We start from the raw sequence: 23,633 nt of genomic DNA, 5'->3' as shown, positions 1-23,633 counted from the left end.
GCGTGGAGCTGATCCTCGCCACTTGACCATCGCCCGCCTTCGGCCTACCTTGTGCTCGCCGAAGGTATCCATCGCTTCATGCAGATGAAGGGATGGATTTAAACGGGAATCCGGTGAAGGCGCATCCGCGCCCATTCCGGAGCTGCCCCGCAGCGGTGAATGGAAACGACTCCTGCCAACAGCACTGGGCCTTCGCGCCTGGGAAGCGGCAGGTACTAGGTGGGCGCGTGCGCCCGTGTCCATCAGCCCGAATACCGGCCCCGGCCGGAGGACATGACCGTCCTCCGATTCGACCTGGAACGTCCGCGGGGAGGTTGCCGGGGCCTGCCGCCATGCCGCCTGCCTGGCGCTGCCCCCGTGCGTCCGCTTCACGGCATCCGGTTCGCCCGCGGGGGCGAAGGTCGCTGGCGGGGCGGAACGGGCTGCGAGGCCCCGGACGGCGCGCGGTTCCTTCGTTCCTCAATGCCCCTACGCAATGAGGACACGTTCCAATGACCACTGTTACCAACCTGGGTTTTCCACGCATCGGCGCCAAGCGCGAACTCAAGCGCGCGCTCGAAGCCTTCTGGTCCGGCGAAAGCACCGCCGCCTCGCTGCAGGACACGGCGGCCAAGCTGCGTGAACGCCACTGGCAGCTGCAGCGCGAGGCCGGCGTGGATGTGCCGCCGAGCAATGATTTCAGCCTGTACGACCAGGTGCTGGATGCGGCCTTTCTGTTCGATGCGATCCCGGCCCGTTACCGCGCGCTCGCCGATGCCGAGCCGCTGAGCGGCTACTTCGCGATGGCGCGTGGCCTGCAGCGCGATGGCATCGACCTGCACGCGCTGGAGATGACCAAGTGGTTCGACACCAACTACCACTACCTGGTGCCCGAACTGCACGCCGGTCAGACCTTCGCGGTACGCGGCGACAAGCCGCTGGCCGAGTACCGCCAGGCCAAGGCGCTAGGGATCGAGACCCGTCCGGTGCTGATCGGCCCGGTGACCTTCCTGCGGCTGTCCAAGACCACCGACGGCAGCAACGCGCTGGACCTGCTCGATGCGCTGCTGCCGGTGTACGTGCAGCTGCTGGGCGAACTCAAGGCGGCCGGCGCGGCGTGGGTGCAGCTGGATGAGCCGCTGCTGGTGCAGGACCTGGACGAGGCCACACGTGCTGCCTTCGAGCATGCGTATGCGGTGCTGGCCCAGGCCGCGCGCCCCAAGGTGCTGGTGGCGACGTACTTTGGCGCGCTGGAGGACAACCTCACCCTGGCCGCCTCGCTGCCGGTCGATGGTTTGCACGTGGATCTGGTCCGTGCGCCGGAACAGCTCGATGCGGTGATCAAGGCACTGCCCGCCGGTCGCGTGCTGTCGGCCGGTCTGGTCAACGGCCGCAACATCTGGCGCACCCATCTGGACAACGCCCTGGTGCTGGCGCGCTACGCGCACGGTCATGTCGGCAGCGATGCGCTGTGGCTGGCGCCGTCGTGTTCGCTGCTGCATAGCCCGGTCGATCTGGACCACGAAAAGAAGCTCGATGACGAACTTCGCAGCTGGCTGGCCTTCTCCAGGCAGAAGCTCGGCGAGCTGCGCGTGCTGGCTGATGCGATCGATGCGCCGGCGCGTGCCGAAGCACCGCTCGCCCATTCGCGTGCGTGCATCGAATCGCGCCGTCGTTCGCCACGCGTGCACAACCCGGCCGTCGCCGCGCGTCTTTCCTCGCTGACCCCAGCCGATGCACAGCGCCACAGCCGCTACCCGCAGCGCCACCTGGCCCAGGCCGCCGCGCTGAAGCTGCCGCGCTTCCCGACCACCACGATCGGTTCGTTCCCGCAGACGCTGGAGGTGCGTGAGGCGCGTGCCCGCAACAAGTCCGGCAAGCTCTCCGATGCGGACTACGATGCGTTCCTGGCCACCCAGACCGAGCACTGCGTGCGCGTGCAGGAACAGATCGGGCTGGATGTGCTGGTGCATGGCGAGTTCGAGCGCAACGACATGGTCGAGTACTTCGGCGAGCAGCTCGATGGCTTTGCCTTCACCAAGAATGGCTGGGTGCAGAGCTACGGTTCGCGCTGCGTGAAGCCGCCGGTGATCTTCGGCGATGTGACCCGTCCGCAGCCGATGACGGTGCGCTGGTCGCAGTACGCGCAGTCGCTCACCCAGCGGCCGATGAAGGGCATGCTGACCGGCCCGGTGACGGTGCTGCAGTGGTCGTTCGTGCGCGATGACCAGTCCCGGGCGGACACCTGCCGCCAGATCGCGCTGGCGCTGCGCGATGAAGTGACCGATCTGGAAGCGGCCGGGATCGGCGTGATCCAGATCGACGAGCCGGCAATCCGTGAAGGCCTACCGCTCCGCCGTGCCCAATGGCGCGAGTACCTGGACTGGGCGGTGGAAGCGTTCCGGATCAGCGCCAGCGGCGTGCGCGATGCGACCCAGATCCACACGCACATGTGCTATTCCGAGTTCAACGACATCATCCACTCGGTGGCTGCGATGGACGCGGACGTGATCTCGATCGAGACCTCGCGCTCGCGCATGGAGCTGCTGGATGCCTTCGTGCGCTTCCAGTATCCCAACGAGATCGGCCCGGGTGTGTACGACATCCACTCCCCGCGCGTGCCGGACAAGGCCGAGATGCTGGCGCTGCTGCGCAAAGCCGCCGAAGTGCTGCGCCCGGAGCAGATCTGGGTCAACCCGGATTGCGGCCTGAAGACCCGTGGCTGGCCGGAAACCCGTGCCGCGCTGGAAGCGCTGGTGGCCGCCGCGCGCGAACTGCGCGAGGAAACCGCGGACGCCAACGCCGCCTGATGCTCCGTTTGTAAACCGCCCCAAGGACCCCATCGCCGCCGTTGCCGGCGGTGGGGTCGACGAGAGACGCATGACCCCGACCCAGCTGCCCCCCATCGACCGCCCCACCCTGTCGCTTCCCGACGGCCACACCAAGCTGCTGCTGCATTCGTGCTGCGCACCGTGTTCGGGCGAGGTGATGGAGGCGATCACCGCCTCCGGCATCGACTACACGATCTTCTTCTACAACCCCAACATCCACCCGGTGAAGGAGTACGAACTGCGCAAGCAGGAGAACATCCGCTTCGCCGAGAAACATGGCGTGCCGTTCGTCGACGCCGACTACGACACCGACAACTGGTTCGCGCGTGCGCGTGGCATGGAGAACGAACCCGAGCGCGGCATCCGCTGCACGATGTGCTTCGACATGCGCTTCGTTCGCACTGCGCTGTACGCGCACGAGAACGGCTTTGCGGTGATCAGCAGCTCGCTGGGCATTTCGCGCTGGAAGGACATGAACCAGATCAACGATTGTGGCCACCGCGCCGCCGCACACTACCCGGGCATCCAGTATTGGGATTACAACTGGCGCAAGGGCGGCGGCGCCGCACGGATGGTGGAGATCAGCAAGCGCGAGCAGTTCTACCAGCAGGAATACTGCGGCTGCGTCTACTCGCTGCGCGACGCCAACCGCCACCGCCGCGAGACCGGCCGCGAGCGGATCAAGCTGGGCGTGCTGTACTACGGCGATGGCACCTCGAAGCAGGGCGACGCCGACTGACCGTTGCGGGGGCGTCGGCTAGACTGGGCGCCCCCACAGCCGTGAAGCCGCCATGAGCCGTTACCCCGCCGATGTCGCGTTGGTCGTGATCGACCTGCAGCCGGACTTCATGCCCGGTGGCGCACTGGCCTGCGTGGACGGCGATGCGATCGTGCCGGACATTGCGGCGCTGCTGGCCGAGCGCCGGTATGCCACCGTGGTGGCGACCCAGGACTGGCACCCGGCCGACCACGCCTCCTTTGCCAGCCAGCACCCGGGGCATCTCCCGTTCGAAGCGATCCTGCTCCACGCCCAGCCGCAGACCCTGTGGCCGGACCATTGCGTACAAGGCAGCGAGGGCGCCGTGCTGCATCCGGGCGTGGACTGGACCGTGGCCGACCTGATCCTGCGCAAGGGCACCCGCCGCGCGGTGGATTCGTACAGTGCCTTCCGTGAGAACCATGGCCCTGACGGCACCCGCCCTGCGACCGGCCTGGCCGGCTGGCTGCACGAACGCGGGATCCGCGAGGTGCACGTGTGCGGCCTGGCCCGCGACTACTGCGTGTTGTGGAGCGCGCAGGACGCGGTGAAATCCGGGTTCCGGGTCAAGTTCCATTGGGCGCTGACCCGGCCGGTGACCGAGGCCAATGATGGGATGGTGCGCGAGGCGCTGGCCAAGGCGAAGATCGCGCTGATCTGACGGGCGGGGCCGGGTGCCGGCCGGAACGACGTACCCACCAACGGTCGGTACCTACCTGTCAGCGGAAGACAACGGTGCGATGCCCGTTGCGCAGGATCCGATGCTCGACATGCCGGCGTACCGCGCGCGCCAGGACCTGGGATTCGGTATCGCTGCCCAACCGCACCAGATCGCGCGGCGTCATCGCGTGATCCACGCGCGCCACGTCCTGCTCGATGATCGGGCCCTCGTCCAGATCCGGGGTCACGTAATGTGCGGTGGCGCCGATGATCTTGACCCCGCGTGCGTGCGCCTGGTGGTACGGCTGCGCGCCCTTGAAGCTGGGCAGGAAGCTGTGGTGGATGTTGATCGCGCGCCCGGCCAGCGCCTCGCACAGGCGCGGCGACAGAATCTGCATGTAGCGCGCCAGCACCACCAGATCGATCTGCTCGCGTTCGACCAGGTCGATGATCTGCTGCTCCTGCACGGCACGGTTGTCCGCGTTGACCGGCAGGTGATGGAACGGCACGCCGTAGGACCCAGCCAGGGCGGCGAAGTCCTCGTGATTGGAGGCCACCGCCGCGATGTCCACCTGCAGCTGCCGACTGTGCGCGCGGAACAGCAGGTCGTTGAGGCAATGCCCCTGCTTGCTCACCAGCACCAGCAGGCGCGCGCGGCGGCGGGCGTCATGCAGCTGCCAGTCCATGCCGAACTCGGTGGCCAGCGTGGCCATGCGCGCTTCCACGTCGCCCAGCGACTGCTCGGCGGCACGGTCAAAATGCACGCGCAGGAAGAACCGGCCGCTCTCGTCGTCGCCGAACTGCTGGGCATCGAGGATGTTGCAGCCCAGCTCGAACAGCAGGCCGGACACACGGTAGACGATCCCGGTACGGTCCGGGCATGAGAGGGTGAGGATGGAATCAGGGCGCATCCTTTCAAGTGTAAAGGAGCGCCCGGATCCGCGGCACGGTTGCTCTCACCTGCAACCATTCGGCAAGGCCATCCGGGTTACCGCGGCGGATGCACCGTCCATGCCACCAGCCGCATCACCACCGGGCGCACCAGGAGCACGCAACAGAACGCCGTCGGCATCGCCAACTGGTAGGCGCCAAGCACGCGCGCGGGGTAGTCCGCGCCCACGCCGGCATTGGCGGCCGTGATCACCAGGCACATCAGCATGGCCATGATCGAGGCCATGAAGAAAGCGAACACGAATGGGGTAGCGCGGGCGCCGAGCTTCCAGCGGCGCATCGCCACAGCCTGAGGAGCGGTCATGCGTAGGGTTCCTTTGATCGGGCAACCGGCGGTTGCGGGACCGGCACGATAGCCAGCGCCCGGACGGCCCGGTAGACCGCGGCGGCTTGGCGCTTTATAAAGAAATTCTTTGCAATGACCATGGAAAATGTCCCTCAGCATGAACATTCTCCAGTCAATCCGCAGTTTCATCCGCACCGCCGATGCCGGCAGCCTGGCCGCAGCCGCACGCACGCTGGGCATCAGTCCCGCCGCGGTCGGGCAGAACATCGCCCGGCTCGAAGCCCACCTCGGCGTACGCCTGCTCAACCGCACCACCCGCCAGTTGGCGCTGACCGAGCGCGGCGCGGTCTATCTCGCCCAGGTGCGCCACATCGAGCGTGACCTGCAGCGGGCACAGGCCGCCGTGACCGATCTGGATGCCACGCCCGAAGGCCGGCTGCGCATTGCCAGCAGCGCGGCTTTCGGCCGTCATTTGCTGGCACCGCTGATGCCCCCATTGCAGGCACGTTATCCGCGGCTGGCAATCGAACTGCTGCTGGCCGACCGCAACGTCGACCACGCACACGAAGACGTGGATGTGAGCATCCGCATCGAACCGCAGCTGGAAGAAGGGTTGGTCGCACGGCCCATCGCGCAGGTGCCGTTCGTGGTCTGCGCGGCACCGTCGTATCTCGCGCGTGCCGGCATCCCGCTTACGCCAGAGGCGCTGCGCGAGCATCGCTGCCTGCTGTTCCGCTATCCGCTGGACGGGCGCTACCTGCGCTGGGGTTTCGTGCGCGACGGCATGCGCTTCGATGCCGAGGTGACCCCGGCACTGGCCAGTGATGACATCGATGCGCTGGCCGCGATGGCAGTGGCCGGCGGCGGCATCACCCGCCTGGCAGCGTTCGTGGCCGCGCCCTATCTCGCGCGCGGCGAGCTGCAGGCGCTGTTCGAACCCGGCGATGCGCAGAGCACCCAGGCCTCACCGGAACCGATGCGGTTGTTCCTGTGCGTCAGCGATCGCCGTGATCTGACGCCCAAGGTAAGGGCGCTGATGCAGCACATCATCGAGGGGCTGCCACCGGCGTGGCGGGTGGACGTCGGCTGAGCGCAGAGTCACCCGAATGCCGGCCAGCGGCCGGCACTACCGTCAACGTGTCAGCGTTCCGGCGCGATGAACACACCGCGGGCTTCGCGCGGTTCGCAGCGCAGGTACTGCGGTGCCGGGGCGACTGAATCGCCGAGTGCCGCAGCGGCATGCCACGGCCAGCGCGGATCGTAGAGGATGCCGCGGGCCAGCGCGATCGCATCGGCATGACCATGGCGCAGGATCGATTCGGCCTGCGAGGGCTCGGTGATCAGGCCCACGGCGATGACCGGCATGCGCAGCTTGTGCGCCTTGATCGCCTGCGCGAACGGCACCTGGTAGCCCGGCGACAGCGGAATCTGCTGGCGCGGATCATTGCCACCACTGGAGACATGCAGGAACTGGCAACCGCGCGCGTCCAGCACGTGCGCCAGGGTCGTGGTCTGTTCGATATCCCAGCCGCCGGCCACCCAGTCGCTGGCGGAGATACGCACACCCACCGCGATCCGATCGGAGACGGCCTCGCGCACCGCATCGAACACGCGCACCAGCAGGCGCATGCGGTTTTCCAGCGAACCACCGTAGTCGTCCTCGCGGCGGTTGCTCAGCGGCGACAGGAACTGGTGCAGCAGGTAGCCGTGCGCGGCATGCAGCTCGATCAGGTCCATGCCCACGCGTTCGGCGCGACGGGCCGCGGCCGCGAAGGCGTCCACGATCGCATCGATGCCGGCCAGATCCAGTTCGGTCGGCGTCGGATCGGTCTTGGCGAACGGCAGCGCAGACGGCGCGACCGTGGGCCACGCACGCGGATCGGACGGGTCCATCGCACCACCGCCTTCCCATGGCTTGTTCACCGAGGCCTTGCGGCCGGCGTGACCCAGCTGCACGCCCAGCGGCATCGGCGACCACTGCTTGACCGAGGCCACCACGGAAGCCAAGGCGGCTTCGGTGGCGTCATCCCACAGGCCCAGATCGGCCCAGCTGATGCGGCCTTCCGGCAGCACAGCGGTGGCTTCCAGGATCAGCAGACCGGCACCGGACTGCGACAACTGCCCCAGGTGGATGCGGTGCCAGTCATTGGCAAGGCCGTCGGTGCAGGAGTACTGGCACATCGGCGCGATCACGATGCGGTTGGGCAGGGTCAGTGGACCGAAGGAGAGGGAGGAGAAGAGCTGGCTCAAGGGGGGAACTCGGGATGAGGAAGATGTAACCGGGCGCCATTGCACTCCTGTGCGGCGGCGGAGGCAACCGTGCCAGTGGATCAGTGTTTCGTAGCGGCTCAGGCGGCGGCGGTTCCCGGCAGCAGGAAGGCCAGTGCCTCGGCGCAGGATTGGTCGACTTTCAGGCTCAGCAGCGCGTCGGCGCGGGTGAGGCCGCGGTTGAGCGCGGCGATCGGCAGCCCGGCCTGGGCCGCGGCCTGCACGAAGCGGAAGCCGGAATAGACCATCAGCGAGGAACCCACCACCAGCACCGCATCAGCCCGCTGCAGATGATCGTGGACGGTGGCGACCCGCTCGCGCGGCACGCTTTCACCGAAGAACACCACGTCCGGCTTGAGCACCCCGCCGCAGGCCGGGCAGGCCGGCACCTGGAAGGCGGAGAAATCCATCTCCAGATCGGCATCGCCGTCGGGCGCCTGGCCGGCCTCCAGATGCTCCCAGCCGGGATTGAGCGCCAGCAGCCGGTGCTGGAACGCCTCGCGCGGGGTACGTGCCTCACAGCCCATGCAGCGCACCTGGTCCAGCCGCCCGTGCAGATCGATCACTGCCTCGCTACCCGCCCGCTGATGCAGACGGTCGACATTCTGGGTGAGCAGCAGCTCGACCTTACCCCGGGCTTCCAGTGCGGCGAGCGCGGCATGCGTGCCGTTCGGCTGGGCCCAGCCGAACCGGGGCCAGCCCAGCAGACTGCGCGCCCAATAGCGCTGGCGGGTGGCCAGTTCGCCCATGAAGGCCTGATAGGTGACAGGCGGGCTGCGCTTCCACTGGCCATCGGCATCGCGGTAATCCGGGATGCCCGAATCGGTGCTGCAACCCGCGCCGGTCAGCACGAACAGGCGCTGGGCGCGATCGATGAACTCGGCAAGAGGCGTGCTCATGATCAGCAGATGGGGGCGCAGGCGCGAAGAGGCAATCGCGGGCCGCTTACGGGCCCGGGATGTCACCCGGCAGCGCCGGGACGCTGGTCGGATGGCCGTCGGCATCCAGCGCGATCATCACGAAGTGCCCGCGCGTGCAGAGCTTGCGCTCACCGGTGTGGAGGTCTTCGGCAATCAGTTCGACCTCCACCTTCATCGAGCTGCGGCCCACTTCAACGATGCGGCCGACGGTTTCAACCATCTGGCCGATGCGGATCGGCAGCTTGAAATCGACCTGGTCCGAGCGCGCAGTGACCACGGTGCGCCGTGAATAGCGGGCCGCAGCCAGGAACGCCGCCTTGTCCATCCAGGCCAGTGCCTGGCCACCGAACAGGGTGCCCAGGTGATTGGTGTGGTTGGGGAACACGATCTCGGCCATGCGGACTTCGATGGGCGGGACGGTTTCGGGGATGGGGGTCATGGCGGGGGCCGGGAATGTGTGTGGGGTGGCGCGGATGATACGACAGGGGGTGGTTGGGCGCGTAGAGCGCTCTTGGCGCATTTATCTCTATCGGTTCGAGGAGGTCGGGGGTCCCTTTGCTGGACGCGCCGTAAATCCCGCTCCGCGGCCCGGCCCAGCCGCCGGCGGCTGTGCGTTCGAACGCATGCGAGGCAGTGCCTCGCAAGCAATGCGCTCTCACCCATGTAGGCTCGTAAGCGGCATCCATGCCGCTTAACGGTCCTGCAAAGGGACCCCCGACCTCCTCTGGATAGTTTGCTTATGCGCGGTGGGGAGAGCGGCTTTGGCGAGTGCTTACGCGACGTGATGTGGGAGAGGAAGAGCAGCCGAGCATGGCTCGGCTCTATACGACGTGTTGATACCAAGGTCTTCATTGATAGTCAGCGCACGTTGGTAGCAACCGCCTTTCCAACCGCAATGGAAGATCCATCGGAAGTGACCCGGGCAGGCGAATGCAGGACCGTTGGGCCGCATGGATGCGGCCCACGAGCCTACACGGACGTATTTACGGCGGGTCCAGCATTCGCCTGCCCGGGTCACTTCAACTCGCAGCATCCGGACGCCAACGCTCTTGCTTCAACGCTTCAACGCTTAAGCGAGTAAAGCGGGAAACGAAAAAGCCCCGGAACATGTCCGGGGCTTTTCGACATCACGACGTAAGCGTCAGATCAGAACGACATGTCGAACGACACTTCGCCCTTCACGCCCACCTGGTAGGCCGACGAACGACGCTCGAAGAAGTTGGTCAACTCCTGCACATCCTGCAGCTCCATGAAGCTCAGCGGATTGCGCACGTTGTACTTCTTCTCCATGCCCAGGCGATGGAAATGATTGTCAGCGCAATGCTGCAGATACTGACGCATGTCACGCGTCGAAATGCCTGCCACACCACCGGACAGCACGTCCTCGGCGAACTGCACTTCACACTCGATCGCCTCGGCCAGCATGTCGTACACCTGCTGCTTCATCGCATCGTCGAACAGGTCCGGCTCTTCCTCGCGGATCACGTCCACGCACTCGAACGCGAACTCCATGTGCGCGCTCTCGTCGCGGAACACCCAGTTGGTGCCCGAGGCCAGACCGTTGAGCAGACCGCGCGAACGGAAGTAGTAGACGTAGGCGAAGGCGGCGAAGAAGAACAGGCCCTCGATGCACGCCGCGAAGCAGATCTGGTTGAGCAGGAACTGGCGACGCTCGTCACGGGTCTCGATGCGCTTCAGGTTCTGGATCGAATCGATCCACTTGAAGCAGAAGTCCGCCTTCTTCTTGATCGAATCGATGTTCTCCACCGCGTCGAACGCCTTGGCGCGCTCGTCCGGATCCGGCAGGTAGTTGTCGAGCAGGGTCAGGTAGAACTGCACGTGCAACGCTTCTTCGTACAGCTGGCGCGACAGGTACATGCGCGCTTCCGGCGCGTTCAGATGCTGATACAGGTTCAGCACCAGATTGTTGGACACGATCGAATCGCCGGTGGCGAAGAACGCGACCAGGCGGTGGATCAGGTGGCGCTCGCCCGGCGACATCTTGCCGTGCAGGTCGCTGATGTCGATCTGGAAGTTGATTTCCTCGACCGTCCAGGTGTTCTTGATCGCGTTGCGATACATGTCATAGAACTGCGGGTAGCGCATCGGGCGCAACGTCAGTTCGAAACCGGGATCGAGCAGCATCTGGGTTGGCTTGTCGGCCATGGCCTATATCATCCTTCTTCTAAGGCTGGGCCACCAGATTTGGTGGCCCAGCCGGTACAGCGTTAACGGGCTTTGTTCGCCTGGGAAACGACGCTACCCGCAAGCGCCTTTGTCTCAGCAGAGTACTTATCGCTTCCCAGCACCTTGGAAGCGATTCCTTCCATATGGGCTCCAGTCTGACTGCCAGTGTTCCTCTGGGCCATAGCTGACCCAGCCAACTGCCGGGCGATGTGAGACGACCCCTTATCAAGAAGAGTCTTAGAAGCGAGGGACGCGATGGAACCAGAGGTTCCCTTAGTGTTTTTACTCATATTCACTCCCGTGAACGTTTAAGGTTGCATGAGCTCAAACTTTGATCGGCCCCTAACTAAGTCCCAAGCGAATCGGTATAGTTAGCGAACTTCTTCCACGAAGTAGCTGATCAAAGACGTCCCGCCCAAGCGGTGATGGACGTTTTGTGAAGCATCAAAAGGGCCCCGAGCTACAACTCGGGGCCCTTTTTTTTACTGGCACGCCTCGCAGCTTTCCGGGTTTTCCAGCGAGCAGGCGACGGCTTCGACCGGCGTGTAGCTGCTGACGGTCGTCTTGGCGATCTTGGTGGCCGGACGCGAACGCAGGTAGTAGGTGGTCTTGATGCCCTGCTTCCAGGCGTACATGTACATGGAGGACATCGCGCCGATGTTCGGGCTTTCCATGAACAGGTTGAGCGAGGCGGACTGGTCGATGAACGCGCCGCGGTCGGCGGCCATGTCGATCAGCGAACGCATCGGCAGTTCCCAGGCGGTGCGGTACACGTGGCGCAGCGTTTCCGGAATCTGGGTGATGCCCTGGATCGAGCCTTCCGCCAGCTTGATCGCGTCGCGCATTTCCGGGGTCCAGTGGCCGAGCTTCTTCAGCTCGTTCACCAGGTAACGGTTGACCTGCAGGAAGTCGCCGGACAGCGTTTCGCGCTTGAACAGGTTGGACACCTGCGGCTCGACGCACTCGTAGCAACCGGCGATCGAGGCGATGGTCGCGGTCGGGGCGATGGCGATCAGCAGCGAGTTGCGCAGGCCGTGCTCCTTGATGCGCTCACGCAGGGCATCCCAACGCGCGGTGTCTTCGGGCACCACGTTCCAGGCGTCGAACTGCAGCTCGCCGCTGGCCGCACGGGTATCGGCGAAGGACGGGTGCTTGCCGCGTTCCTGGGCCAGCTCGCACGAGGTTTCCAGCGCGTGGAAGTAGATCGTCTCGGCGATCTTCTTCGACAGTGCGCGGGCTTCGGCACTGTCAAAGGCCAGGCGCTTGCGGAAGAACACGTCCTGCAGGCCCATGCAGCCCAGGCCAACCGGACGCCAGCGCAGGTTGCCGCGGCGGGCGGTCTCGATCGGGTAGAAGTTCAGGTCGATCACGCGGTCCAGCTGACGCACGGCCAGGCGCACGGTGTCGGCCAGCTTGTCGAAATCGAACTCGCCGTGCCCGTCGAAATGATTGCCCAGGTTGATCGAGCCCAGGTTGCACACCGCGGTCTCTTCGGCCGAGGTGATTTCCAGGATTTCGGTGCACAGGTTGGACAGGTGGATCACGTTGCCCGGACGCAGGGTCTGGTTGCTGGCGCGGTTGCACTTGTCCTTGAACGTCATCCAGCCGTTGCCGGTCTCGGCCAGGGTACGCATCATCCGCGAGTACAGCTTGCGCGCGGAGATCGTGCGCTGGGCCTTGCCCTGGGCTTCGGCCTGCAGGTAGGCCTGCTCGAAGGCTTCACCGAACAGATCGGTGAACTCAGGCACCACGCTCGGATCGAACAGCGACCATTCCTGGTCGGCCTCCACGCGCTGCATGAACAGGTCCGGCACCCAGTTGGCAAGGTTCAGGTTGTGCGCACGGCGCGATTCGTCACCGGTGTTGTCACGCAGTTCGAGGAAGTCCTCGACGTCGGCGTGCCAGGTTTCCAGGTACACACAGGCCGCGCCCTTGCGCTTGCCGCCCTGGTTCACCGCCGCCACGGACGAATCCATGGTCTTCAGCCACGGCACGATGCCGTTGGAATGGCCGTTGGTCGACTTGATCAGCGAACCACGCGAACGCACGCGGCTGTAGCTGACGCCGATGCCGCCGCTGAACTTGGAGAGCTGGGCGATATCACCGTACTTGGCGTAGATCGACTCCAGCGAATCCTGCGGCGAATCCAGCAGGAAGCACGAGGACAGCTGCTCATGCGTGGTGCCGGAGTTGAACAGCGTCGGGCTGGACGGCAGGTAATCCAGGTTGCCCATGCGCTTGTAGAGCGCGAGGGTTTCCGGCACGTCTTCGCTCAGGGCGCTGGCGATGCGCAGGAAGAACTGCTGCGGGGTCTCGATCACCTTGCGGGTGTGCGGATGACGCAGCAGGTACCGGTCGTACAGGGTACGCAGACCGAAGTAATCGAAATGCAGGTCCAGCGACGGATCGATCGCGTCGTTGAGCTTGCGGGCGTTGATCTGCACGAAATCGAGCAGGCGCGCGTTGATCAGGCCCACTTCGTGGCCGCGGCCGACCGACTGCGAGAACGCATGGATTTCCTGGCCGGACACTTCCTTGGCGATGAAGTTGGCCAGCAGGCGCGCGGCGAGGCGGCCGTACTCGGGTTCTTCACCGATCAGCAGCGCCGAGGTGCGGATGGACAGTTCGTCCAGCTCCTGGGTGGTCGCGCCGTTGTACAGGCCGGAGATGGTGCGGGTCGCCACGCGCATCGGATCCACCGCATGCAGACCTTCGCAGCAGCGCTGTACCGCGCGCACGATCTTGTTCAGGTCCACCAGTTCGGTAGTGCCATTGCGCTTGGTCACGCTCATGGCGGTCGCCGTGGGCGGCGAGGTCAGCAGGAATTCGCTTTCCTTATCGATGTCGGTGCTGGTTTCGATGCTCACGGCGTTTTCCTCTGGGCGTGATTGGAAGTGGTACAGCGTCGCCTGCCTTGCAGGCCGAACCGGCGCACGGATCTACAGGGTGGACCTGCGGCGTCGCAGGAGCCGCGACAGCGCAGGCAGGCCTGCGGGCGGATTCCCCTGCGTCACCGGTCCTCTCCCCCCGGAGAGTCGTGCGACCGGCACCACACGCTGTACGTGCGTGCGGTTGTCAGTAGGTCTTCAGGCCATCGGCGTGAAGGCGATACACCCGTCGACTTGTGGTCGGCGGGACCGACGGCCACAAGATAGTGGGGGTACCAGGTGTCGTCAACGCCAAATGTAGTGAATTTCCCTAATCCCTTGTGGCGCAAGGACCGGGCCGGAAAGGCGTCCGACGAACGGTCTGGACCTGTCGAAAGCAAGTGCGCAGTCAAGGCCAAAACGCCGATCCGGGATGCGACGCAGGGGCGCGAAAAACGGAACAGCGGGCCTCACACAGCCCTAACGAATGGCCGCCGGTCAGGGTGACTTCCGACCCGCGCCGGGGTGGCTGCGGGGTGCCACGCTCCGATACGCCTCCTTTATATGAACGCGACCATGCGCCTGCCCCTGATCGGCTGTCTGATGTTGGGCCTGACCGTGGCCGGTACCGCCGCGGCGGGCGAGAGCAAAGGCCCGCAGCTCTCCTCGCGCCAGTGCGGGGTGAGCACGCCTTACAACGTGCTGGTGGACAGCGGCGGGATCTGGCTGCGCAACCGCGCTCAGGTGCCGGCGGAGATCTTCTTCCACGATGGCGAGCTGAACATTGATCGCCAGCCGATCCCGGTCAGCGACGCCGACGCACAGCGCCTGCGACAGCTGGAATGGGGCACCCGCCAGTTGGTGCCTGCCGTGGCCGGGGTGGCCGGCGAGGCCACGGACATCGCCTTCGACGCCCTGGGGGCCACGGTGGAGATCATGACAGGCAGCCGCCGCAAGGCGCGCGAGGTGGACGGGCTGCGCAGGGATGCCCATGCGTACGTCGGCCGTACCCTCGGCCGCGGTATCTGGGAGCAGGATCTGTTCGGGGAACAGTTCGAAGCGCGCATCGAGCAGGCGGCCGAGTCGATGTCGGCCTCGCTCGCCCGCGGCGTGATGTGGACGATGCTGACCGGCGGCGCCGGCCGGATCGAGGCCCGCGCCGAAAAGATGGAGGCCGACCTGGAGCGCCGCATGGAGGCACGTGGGCAGGCGCTGGAGGCACAGGCCCAGTCGCTGTGCACCCAGGTGCTGGCGCTGGATGCGATCCAGCAATCACTGGAGATGCGCTACCAGGGCAAGCCGCTGGCGATGATGGTGATGGACCGCGAGGAGGACGCGGCCGCGCCGATCGCGCATGAACAGCCGCGCGGGGACGCGTTGGTGCTGCCCCCGTTGTAGGAAAGCATCCACGCATGGCGTGGATCTACATTGCGGCCTATTTACGCCCGGCGTGGAGTTACGCGCGGTGCGGGGTGCCCAGGTACTCGGCGCTCTGCATTTCGATCAGGCGCGAGGCGGTACGTTCGAACGCGCCCTGCAGCCGGACGCCCGAATACAGCCCGACCGGTGAATCGGTCGCGGTGCAGACCAGGTTGACGTGGCGGTCGTACAGCTCGTCGATCAGGTTGACGAAGCGGCGCGCGGCATCTTCGTTGAGTGTGTCGAAGTGCGGGATGTCGCCGAGCAGCACGGTGTTGAATTCGTGCGCGATCTCGATGTAATCCGAGGGGCCACGCGGGCCTTCGCACAGCGCCTTGAAATCGAACCAGACGATGCTCTTGCCGCGGCCACGCACCGGGATCTTGCGCGCTTCGATCTCGATGTTGCCCGCCTTGGCCGGCTGCCCACCGCTGAGTTCGGCCCAGCGGCCGGCCAGCCAGGCATCGCTGCCGGCATCGATCGGGGACTGGTACACCGGCGAGCGGGTCAGCGCGCGCATGCGGTAATCCTCGGTGCCTTCGGCGTACAGCTCCACACAGTAGGTCTGCAGCAGCCCGATCGCGGGCAGGAAGCTGTCGCGCTGCAGGCCGTTGAGGTACAGGTTTTCCACCGCGGTGTTGGAGGTGGTCACCAGGGTCACGCCCTCGGCGAACATGCGCTCGAGCAGGCGCGCCAGCAGCATCGCATCGCCGATATCGGTGACGAAGAACTCGTCCAGCACCAGCACGCGCAGCTTGCTGCGCCACTCCTGGGCGATCTTCGCCAGCGGATCACTCTGTCCCTGATGCTCGCGCAGACGCTCGTGGATGCCGCGCATGAAGCGGTGGAAATGCGTGCGGTACTTCTGTTCGATCGGCAGCCCGTCATAGAACAGATCGACCAGGAAGGTCTTGCCGCGCCCCACCCCGCCCCAGAAGTACAAGCCCTTCACCGGATCGGGCTTCTTCCAGAATGCGGAGAGGCGATCCAGCCAGCCGTCCTGCGCGCTGTCGACCAGCGCCAGGTGGATGCGGTCCAGTTCGGCCAGGGCGGCGTGCTGGGCGGGGTCGTTCTGCCATTCGCCCCGGGCCACGCCATCGGCGTAGCGCTGCGACGGGGTCATCACGGTGTCGCTCATGCTGCGTCGGGGGCGGGGTTGGGCAGCCACTGCTTGACGCCATGGATGAGCGCACCGCGCAGGTCGACGATCTTGCGGTGGAAGAAGTGGCTGGTATCGGGCATGCGCACCAGTTCGTGCGGTGCATCCATACCGTCCAGCCAGTCATAGACCGCTTGGGGATCGACGATCTCGTCTTCCTCGCCCTGGATCACCAGCCACTGGGCCGGGGGCTGCATGCCCTCGAAGTCCCAGCGCCCTGCGGGCGGCGCGATCGAGATCAGCGTGGTCGGCTGCAGGTCGCCCGCGGCGCGCAACGAGACGTACGCACCGAAGCTGAAACCGGCCAGCCACAGGTCCTGGCCCGGCCGCTGTGTACGGACCCAGGCGGCGACGGCCTTGAGGTCGTCCTGCTCGCCCACGCCGTTGTCGAACGTGCCGGCCGAGTCGCCGACGCTGCGGAAGTTGAAGCGCACGGTCGCGATGCCCAGGTCGCGCAGCGAGCGCGCGGCCATGGTCACCACCTTGTTGTGCATGCTGCCGCCCTCGGTGGACAGGGGGTGGCAGACGATCGCCACCACCGGCTGCACCGCGACATCGGCCTCGGGCAGATCAACCACGACATCCAGCGGACCGACCGGTCCGTCCAGCGTCAGCGCACCGCTTTCTTGGGGAAATGGGGGATTGTGCATGGCGTCATAATACCGTCCCTCCGCGTGCTTCACCGCCGCCCCGCCGGATCCGTACATGCACTTTCTGGTTTTCAGCGTTCTCTGCAGCGTGCTGGTGTCGGTCCTGCTGAAGCTGGCGCCGCGCCAGCGGCTGGACATGCCGCAGGTGGTGACCTGGAATTACCTGGTCGCCAGCGTGCTCAGCGCGGTGCTGCTGCAGCCCTCGCTGGCGTCACTGCAGACCGCGCATGCGCCGTGGGCCGCCCTGCTCTGCCTGGCCGTGGCGCTGCCGGCGATCTTCCTGATGATGGCTCACGCGGTGACCCGCGCCGGGATCGTGCGCAGCGACGTGGCCCAGCGGTTGTCGCTGCTGCTTTCGCTGCTGGCTGCGTTCCTGGTGTTCGGCGAGACCGCCAACGGCTGGAAGCTGGCCGGCCTGGGGTTGGGCCTGCTGGCAATCCTGGGGATCAGCGTACGCCCGCGCGTCGGGGCGGCCGAACCCACTGGCGGGCGGGCCTGGCCGTGGCTGCTGGCGGTGTGGGTGGGCTACGCGCTGGTCGACATCCTGCTCAAGAAGGTGGCGTTGTCGGGTACGCCTTCGATGGCGGCACTTCTGGTCAGTTTCAGCCTGGCCTTCGTGCTGATGCTCATCCTGCAGCTATGGCGCCACCTGCGCGGCATAGCCCGCCTGCAGTGGCGCAACGGGGTCGGCGGCGCCCTGCTCGGCCTGCTCAACTTCGGCAACATCCTGTTCTACGTGCGCGCCCACCAGCACCTGCCGGACAGCCCGGCGGTGGTGTTCGCCGGCATGAACATCGGCGTGGTGGTGCTGGGTGCGCTGGTGGGCATCGTCGGTTTCGGCGAGCGCACCAGTGTGTGGAACCGGGTGGGCCTGGGGTTGGCCGTGGTGGCGATCGGGTTGATCGCGTGGGGAACGTGGTAACCGATGGATGCGGTGCCGGCCAGCGGCCGGCACTACCAGGGCAACGCGCCGGTGACCGGGATCAGCGATCAAACCCCAGCAACAGCGGATCATGGTCCGAGCTGCGCCACGGGCCCGCTTCGTTGCGGTCGCGGTAGCCGACATCGTCGGCCTCGTCGGCATTGATGTGCCACTCTGCCGCCGCGCGCAGGCGCTTGGCCATGCCCGGGCTCAACAGCGCATGGTCCAACCGGCCGGTCATGCCGTTGTAGACATAGCTGTACGGGTGTTCGACCTTCGCCACCGCGAACGCATCCCGCCAGCCGGCGGCGTGCAGGGTACGGATCGGGTCTTCCATCGCGTACGCGTTGAAGTCGCCCAGCAGCACCGCATCGCGGGTACCCGCACCGGTGGGGTCGGTCGCCAGCCACTGGTCCAGCAGCGTGGCCGAGGCGACCCGGGTGGCATTCCAGCAGGCCTGGCCGTCCTTCTGATCGGCATCGGCGCCGGTCGCGTCCGAGCAGCCCTTGGATTTGAAGTGATTGGCCACGACCACGAACGGCGCGCCCTTGCCCGCGCGGAAGGCCTGCGCCAGCGGCACGCGGCTGCGCTCGCCGAAGGGCTCCTTCTCCAGCACGGCGGGGGCGCCGACCGGGGTCACGCGCGTGGCGCGGTAGATGATGCCGACCCGGATCGGGTTGTCACCCGGACCCTGCTTCGCGTCGATGAAACGCCAGTCGGCACCCTGGCCCCGGTCGGCATTGAGCGCATCGACCAGCTGGGCGATCGCCGACTGCGGGCCGTAGCCGTCGTTCTCCAGCTCCATCAGCGCGGCGACATCGGCACCGAGGGCGTTGATGGTGGCGACCAGCTTGGTCTTCTGCGCCTGATGTTCGGCCAGCGTCCGGGCGCCACGCAGGGTCGGGTAACCGCCGCCCTGGCCGTCGCCATTGAAGAAGTTCTCCAGGTTGAAGGCCGCGACATGCAGGGCACCGGCCACCACCGGTACTGCCGGGCGCTCCAGCGCGGGCAGGTTCACGGGGCGGGTCACCTGCAGGCGGGCGTTGCCTGTGGGATCGATGCGGACGATGCCTTCCACGTTGCGCAGGACCATGCCGGTGCGCAGGTTCGCCGCCGCCGGCAGGTAGGCCACCGGGCCGGGATCCCGGGCATCGCTGCCATCGTCGAGCACCAGCCGGCGACGCAGGTTGTCGGCCACCACCTGGGCATGCCCGGCGGTGCCGGGTGCGGCCACTTCGCTCGGCTGCCACAGGCGACCACCGAAGGCCACGGTCAACTCACCGAAGCGCGACAGGCCATCGGTGCCGGCCAGGGTCAGCGGCGCAGCGATGCGGACCTGCTGACCGTCCAGCGTGCGCCAGTCGGTCGGCGGCGCGGTCAGAGTGACCGTGGCCGACGTGGTCGGCGCCGGACGCACCTGCGGCGAGGTGGCGGGCTGCGGCTGGGCGGCATGGACCGCGCCGGACAGGGCCAGCGCGAGAGCGAACACGAGGGGGGGACGGCGCATCGGAAGCAGGACTCCAGGGAAGTGCGACAAGGCTAACCATATAAAGTGAAACGCCGCCCTTCGGCGGCGTCGGTGACCTGATCCGGCAAAGCCGTTATTTCAGGTTGGCCAGCATCCAATCGACCGTGGCATGGATCTGCTCCTCGGTCAGCGCCGGATTACCGCCCTTGGGCGGCATGATGCCACCGTCCGGGCCGGTATAGCCCTCCACCGCATGCTTGTAGAGCGTGTCCTTGCCCTGGGCGATGCGCGCATCCCAATGCCCGTGATCCAGCGTCGGCGCCTTGCCGACGCCATTGGTATGGCAGGCCGTGCAGAGGTTGTCGTAGATCACCTTGCCGTCAGTGGTGCCACCGTAGGCGACCTGCGAGGCGGCTTTGACCAGCGCGGCGGCCTGGGCCGCGGCCTGGGCGGCGGCACCGGTGGTGCCGGCGTACACCGCACCGGCCGGCGCGATGCGCTGTTCCGTGCGTTTGGCCGCCATCGGCGAGACTTCAGGGGGGATGCTGGTATGAAGGTAGGCCGCGAAGATGATGAGGCCGAGTGTGATGGCCATCAGCAGCGCGATGACCATGGAGAAGCGTTTCAGGAACTCGAGGTCGTAATTCCGCACTCTCTATACCCCTGGCTGGTAGTCGTTGGACCACGGCTTGTCGGCCGAGTATGACCAGCGTCGGCGGCGCTACGCAAGCGACCGCCGGGTGTCGCAATGCAGCATCGGCACGGCTCAGGCACCGGCGGCACGCAGGCAGAAAACACAGATCGACTCGACCAGCGCATCTTCATCGCCGTGCGCGTCGCGGCTCAGCGCGGTTGGGCCGACCAGCGCCTCGGTGAACGCGCCCACGATGCAGGCTGCGGCGACATGGGTGTCCTGCTGCGGGAAGGTGCCTGCCTCCACGCCATCGGCGACGATGCGCCGGAACACATCGCCGAACAGGCGGCGGCAGCGGATGCGCTCGGCTTCCACTTCCGGATCCACCGGCTCGGCGATGAACGCATAGGCCAGCCCGGGGCCGGCCAGTGCGCGCCGCACGAAGGCGGTGATCGCCCGGCGCAGGCGCTCCGGCGCGGGCAACGGCTCGGCCGCGATCGCCTCGAAGATGCGCAGTTCGTGGTCCACCGCGGCGGTCAGCACCTCCACGAACAGCTCGGCCTTGGAGGGGAAGTGCCGGTAGATCAGGCCGGTGGACACGCCGGCTTCGGCGGCCACCGCCGTCACCGGGGCGTTGCGGTAGCCGCCGGCCGCCACCAGCGCACGGGTCGCCAGCAGGATGCGTTCGCGGGCGCCGGCAAGGCGTTCTTCCATCAGGGCGGAGCGTTTATAGGCCATTTGTTGATTCTATGTTCAATTTTTGAATTTATGTTCACTTCTTTGTCGAACCCGGCTACGCTGGGGGTACATCGCCCGCGGGACGGCCCTGTCAGCCCGTCCATCCCTCCCGGCGCGTCCCATCCCTTGTTGTTGCGGAGTCGCCCATGCACGTCCCGACCATGAACTTCGATCTCGGCGAAGAGATCGACCTGCTGCGCCAGAGCGTGGCCCATTTTGCCTCTGCTGAAATCGCGCCGCTGGCGGCCCAGGCCGACGAAGAGAATCTGTTCCCCAATGCGCTGTGGCGCAAGCTCGGCGAGCAGGGCCTGCTCGGCCTGACGGTGGAAGAGGAATACGGCGGCAGCGGCATGGGCTACCTCGCGCATGTGGTGGCGATGGAAGAGATCTCACGTGCCTCCGGTGCCATCGCGCTGTCCTACGGCGCGCACTCGAACCTGTGCGTGAACCAGCTGCGCAAGAACGGCAACGAAGAGCAGAAAAAGCGCTACCTGCCCGGCCTGTGCAGCGGCGAGCTGGTCGGCGCGCTGGCGATGAGCGAACCGGGCGCCGGCTCGGACGTGGTCTCGATGAAGCTGCGCGCGGACAAGCGCGGTGATCACTACGTGCTCAACGGCAACAAGATGTGGATCACCAACGGCCCGGATGCCGATGTGCTGGTGGTCTATGCCAAGACCGATCCGGATGGCGGCGCCAAGGGCATCACCGCGTTCCTGATCGAAAAGGGCATGAAGGGCTTTTCCACGGCGCAGAAGCTGGACAAGCTGGGCATGCGCGGCTCCAACACCTGCGAGCTGGTCTTCCAGGATTGCGAAGTACCCGAAGCCAACGTGCTTGGCGTGGTCGGCGGTGGCGTCAAGGTGCTGATGTCCGGTCTGGACTATGAGCGCGTGGTGCTCTCCGGTGGCCCGCTCGGCCTGATGGCGGCGGCCATGGACGTGGTGATGCCGTACGTGCACGAGCGCAAGCAGTTCGGCGAGGCGATCGGCACCTTCCAGCTGATCCAGGCCAAGCTGGCCGACATGTACGTGGGCCTCAACGCCTGCCGCGCCTATGTCTACGCGGTGGCACGCGCCTGCGACCAGGGCCGCACCACGCGCCAGGATGCAGCCGGCGCGATCCTGTATTCGGCCGAGAAGGCCACCTGGCTGACCGGCCAGGCGATCCAGATCCTGGGCGGCAACGGCTACATCAACGAGTACCCGACCGGACGGTTGTGGCGCGATGCCAAGCTGTATGAAATCGGCGCCGGCACCTCGGAGATCCGCCGCATGCTGATCGGCCGCGAACTGTTCCAGCGCACCAAGTAAGGGCCCTGCCATGACCGTATTGAGCACCCAGCTGCAACCGGGCAGCGACACCTTCGAGGCCAACCGCGCCGCGCTGCAGGCGGTGGTCGACGACCTGCGCGCCACCCTGGCGCAGACCGCGCTGGGCGGCAGCGAAGCGGCACGCGCCAAACACACCGCACGCGGCAAGCTGCTGGTGCGTGACCGCATCGATGCCCTGCTTGATCCGGGCAGCGCGTTCCTGGAAATCGCCCCGCTGGCCGCGCACGGCATGTACGGCGATCCGATCCCCAGCGCCGGCGTGGTGGCCGGCATCGGCCGGGTCTCGGGCGTGGAGTGCGTGATCGTGGCCAACGATGCCACGGTAAAGGGTGGTACCTACTACCCGATGACGGTCAAGAAGCACCTGCGCGCGCAGGAGGTGGCCGAACAGAACCGCCTGCCCTGCATCTACCTGGTGGATTCAGGCGGTGCGTTCCTGCCGCTGCAGGACGAGGTGTTCCCGGACCGCGACCATTTCGGCCGGATCTTCTACAACCAGGCCAACCTGTCCGCGCAGGGCATCCCGCAGATCGCCTGCGTGATGGGCAGCTGTACCGCCGGTGGCGCCTACGTGCCGGCGATGAGCGATGAAACGGTGATCGTGCGCGAGCAGGGCACCATCTTCCTCGGCGGCCCGCCGCTGGTGAAAGCGGCCACCGGTGAAGTGGTCACCGCCGAAGAACTGGGCGGTGCCGATGTGCACACGCGCATCTCCGGCGTGGCCGACCACATGGCCGACAACGACCTGCAGGCGCTGGCCCGCGTCCGCGCGATCATCGCCCAGCTCAACTGGCGCAAGCCCGAGCCGGCGCTGGCGGTGCAGGCCCCGGTGGAACCGCGGCATCCGGCCCACGAGCTGTATGGCGTGATTCCGGCCGACACGCGCAAGCCCTATGACGTGCGCGAAGTGATCCTGCGCCTGGTCGATGACTCGCGCTTCGATGAGTTCAAGCCGCGTTACGGCAACACGCTGGTCACCGGCTTCGCGCATCTGCACGGCTACCCGGTGGGCATCATCGCCAACAACGGCATCCTGTTCTCCGAGTCCGCGCTGAAGGGCGCGCACTTCATCGAACTGTGCACGCAGCGCGGCATTCCGCTGGTGTTCCTGCAGAACATCACCGGCTTCATGGTCGGCCGCAAGTACGAGCACGGCGGCATCGCCAAGGACGGGGCCAAGCTGGTCATGGCCGTGGCCTGCGCCAAGGTGCCCAAATTCACCGTGGTGATCGGCGGCTCGTTCGGTGCCGGCAACTACGGCATGTGCGGCCGCGCCTACTCGCCCAACTTCCTGTGGATGTGGCCGAACGCGCGCATCGGCGTGATGGGCGGCGAGCAGGCCGCCAGCGTGCTGGCCACGGTCAAGCGCGACGGCATCGAAGCCAAGGGCGGGCAGTGGTCGGCCGCCGAAGAGGAAGGCTTCAAGTCGCCGATCCGCGAACAGTTCGAATCGCAGGGCCACCCGTACTACGCCAGCGCCCGGCTCTGGGATGACGGCGTGATCGACCCGGCCGACACCCGTCGTGTGCTGGGCCTGGCGCTGTCGGCCAGCCTCAACGCCCCGGCGAAGAAGACCGACTTCGGCGTGTTCCGCATGTAATGCACG

20 protein-coding genes and 1 riboswitch are annotated in these 23,633 nt (G+C 66.4%); of the genes, 8 read left to right on the top strand and 12 right to left on the bottom strand.

What is annotated here, in order from left to right; all coding sequences use genetic code 11:
* Positions 1–44: 44 nt before the first annotated feature.
* Positions 45–277: riboswitch (cobalamin riboswitch) on the top strand.
* A 214-nt stretch (positions 278–491) separates the two neighbouring features.
* The 3 genes from metE (at position 492) to AC13F7_RS14395 (ending at position 4,228) form a co-directional block, all read left to right on the top strand.
* Positions 492–2,789, top strand: a complete 2,298-nt coding sequence (gene metE, locus AC13F7_RS14405) for a 5-methyltetrahydropteroyltriglutamate--homocysteine S-methyltransferase (protein ID WP_483001629.1) — start codon at positions 492–494, stop codon at positions 2,787–2,789.
* A 70-nt stretch (positions 2,790–2,859) separates the two neighbouring features.
* Positions 2,860–3,549, top strand: coding sequence for an epoxyqueuosine reductase QueH (locus tag AC13F7_RS14400; RefSeq protein WP_483001627.1), 690 nt, complete (start codon positions 2,860–2,862; stop codon positions 3,547–3,549).
* A 52-nt stretch (positions 3,550–3,601) separates the two neighbouring features.
* Positions 3,602–4,228 carry a nicotinamidase gene (locus AC13F7_RS14395; protein WP_483001625.1) on the top strand — a complete coding sequence of 209 codons (627 nt, stop codon included), beginning with the start codon at positions 3,602–3,604 and terminating at the stop codon, positions 4,226–4,228.
* A 58-nt stretch (positions 4,229–4,286) separates the two neighbouring features.
* On the opposite strand, the gene purU is transcribed toward AC13F7_RS14395, so the two are convergent.
* Together purU and AC13F7_RS14385 are read right to left on the bottom strand one after the other, a co-directional pair.
* Positions 4,287–5,138: a formyltetrahydrofolate deformylase gene (purU, locus tag AC13F7_RS14390; protein WP_481469264.1), complete on the bottom strand. Its 852-nt coding sequence runs from the start codon at positions 5,136–5,138 to the stop codon at positions 4,287–4,289.
* A gap of 77 nt (positions 5,139–5,215) precedes the next feature.
* Complete coding sequence (locus AC13F7_RS14385; protein ID WP_483001622.1) at positions 5,216–5,482, bottom strand: DUF2798 domain-containing protein; 267 nt, start codon at positions 5,480–5,482, stop codon at positions 5,216–5,218.
* A 139-nt stretch (positions 5,483–5,621) separates the two neighbouring features.
* Here AC13F7_RS14385 and AC13F7_RS14380 point away from each other — a divergent pair, with 139 nt between their 5' ends.
* Entirely contained in the window at positions 5,622–6,554 is a 933-nt protein-coding gene (locus AC13F7_RS14380; RefSeq protein ID WP_483001618.1) for a LysR family transcriptional regulator, read from the top strand.
* Between the two features lie 50 nt (positions 6,555–6,604).
* Here AC13F7_RS14380 and AC13F7_RS14375 read toward each other — a convergent pair whose 3' ends face one another.
* The 5 genes from AC13F7_RS14375 to AC13F7_RS14355 all read right to left on the bottom strand — a co-directional run bounded on the left by AC13F7_RS14375 (position 6,605) and on the right by AC13F7_RS14355 (position 13,706).
* Entirely contained in the window at positions 6,605–7,714 is a 1,110-nt protein-coding gene (locus tag AC13F7_RS14375; protein WP_483001616.1) for an NADH:flavin oxidoreductase/NADH oxidase, read from the bottom strand.
* Positions 7,715–7,812: 98 nt separating this feature from the next.
* Positions 7,813–8,631: an NAD-dependent protein deacetylase gene (locus tag AC13F7_RS14370; RefSeq protein WP_483001613.1), complete on the bottom strand. Its 819-nt coding sequence runs from the start codon at positions 8,629–8,631 to the stop codon at positions 7,813–7,815.
* A gap of 46 nt (positions 8,632–8,677) precedes the next feature.
* Complete coding sequence (locus AC13F7_RS14365) at positions 8,678–9,091, bottom strand: acyl-CoA thioesterase (RefSeq protein WP_481469258.1); 414 nt, start codon at positions 9,089–9,091, stop codon at positions 8,678–8,680.
* Positions 9,092–9,798: 707 nt separating this feature from the next.
* A complete protein-coding gene (locus AC13F7_RS14360) occupies positions 9,799–10,818 on the bottom strand; it encodes a ribonucleotide-diphosphate reductase subunit beta (RefSeq protein ID WP_088434780.1) in 1,020 nt (339 codons plus the stop codon).
* Positions 10,819–11,321: 503 nt separating this feature from the next.
* On the bottom strand, positions 11,322–13,706 hold the full coding sequence (locus AC13F7_RS14355; RefSeq protein ID WP_481467890.1) for a ribonucleoside-diphosphate reductase subunit alpha: 2,385 nt from the start codon (positions 13,704–13,706) through the stop codon (positions 11,322–11,324).
* Positions 13,707–14,282: 576 nt separating this feature from the next.
* Between AC13F7_RS14355 and AC13F7_RS14350 the strand changes: the two genes are divergently transcribed.
* Positions 14,283–15,104, top strand: coding sequence for a DUF2884 family protein (locus AC13F7_RS14350; RefSeq protein ID WP_483001601.1), 822 nt, complete (start codon positions 14,283–14,285; stop codon positions 15,102–15,104).
* 58 nt (positions 15,105–15,162) lie between these two features.
* Here the strand turns inward: AC13F7_RS14350 and zapE are convergent, their stop codons facing one another.
* Together zapE and AC13F7_RS14340 are read right to left on the bottom strand one after the other, a co-directional pair.
* Positions 15,163–16,263, bottom strand: coding sequence for a cell division protein ZapE (gene zapE / locus AC13F7_RS14345; protein WP_483001599.1), 1,101 nt, complete (start codon positions 16,261–16,263; stop codon positions 15,163–15,165).
* On the bottom strand, positions 16,260–16,934 hold the full coding sequence (locus AC13F7_RS14340; protein WP_483001598.1) for an alpha/beta hydrolase: 675 nt from the start codon (positions 16,932–16,934) through the stop codon (positions 16,260–16,262). Before AC13F7_RS14340 ends, zapE begins: the two co-directional genes overlap by 4 nt.
* 55 nt (positions 16,935–16,989) lie before the next feature.
* Here AC13F7_RS14340 and AC13F7_RS14335 point away from each other — a divergent pair, with 55 nt between their 5' ends.
* Positions 16,990–17,856: an EamA family transporter gene (locus tag AC13F7_RS14335; RefSeq protein WP_483001595.1), complete on the top strand. Its 867-nt coding sequence runs from the start codon at positions 16,990–16,992 to the stop codon at positions 17,854–17,856.
* 61 nt (positions 17,857–17,917) lie between these two features.
* Here AC13F7_RS14335 and AC13F7_RS14330 read toward each other — a convergent pair whose 3' ends face one another.
* From AC13F7_RS14330 to AC13F7_RS14320, 3 genes are all read right to left on the bottom strand, one after another.
* Entirely contained in the window at positions 17,918–19,363 is a 1,446-nt protein-coding gene (locus AC13F7_RS14330; RefSeq protein ID WP_483001592.1) for an ExeM/NucH family extracellular endonuclease, read from the bottom strand.
* A gap of 94 nt (positions 19,364–19,457) precedes the next feature.
* Positions 19,458–19,976 (bottom strand): c-type cytochrome, encoded by a 519-nt coding sequence (locus AC13F7_RS14325; RefSeq protein WP_483001588.1) that lies wholly within the window; start codon positions 19,974–19,976, stop codon positions 19,458–19,460.
* A gap of 114 nt (positions 19,977–20,090) precedes the next feature.
* The gene (locus AC13F7_RS14320) at positions 20,091–20,696 is read right to left on the bottom strand and encodes a TetR/AcrR family transcriptional regulator (RefSeq protein ID WP_123731088.1); all 606 of its coding nucleotides are present in this window, start codon (positions 20,694–20,696) and stop codon (positions 20,091–20,093) included.
* 146 nt (positions 20,697–20,842) lie between these two features.
* Between AC13F7_RS14320 and AC13F7_RS14315 the strand changes: the two genes are divergently transcribed.
* Positions 20,843–22,006 carry an isovaleryl-CoA dehydrogenase gene (locus AC13F7_RS14315; RefSeq protein ID WP_102788830.1) on the top strand — a complete coding sequence of 388 codons (1,164 nt, stop codon included), beginning with the start codon at positions 20,843–20,845 and terminating at the stop codon, positions 22,004–22,006.
* A gap of 10 nt (positions 22,007–22,016) precedes the next feature.
* Positions 22,017–23,627: a carboxyl transferase domain-containing protein gene (locus tag AC13F7_RS14310; RefSeq protein WP_483001578.1), complete on the top strand. Its 1,611-nt coding sequence runs from the start codon at positions 22,017–22,019 to the stop codon at positions 23,625–23,627.
* Positions 23,628–23,633: the final 6 nt, after the last annotated feature.

The sequence above is a fragment of the Stenotrophomonas sp. K-6 genome, assembly GCF_056861555.1.
Note: the sequence above shows the minus strand (reverse complement) of the source record. Positions and strands in the feature narration are given on the sequence as shown.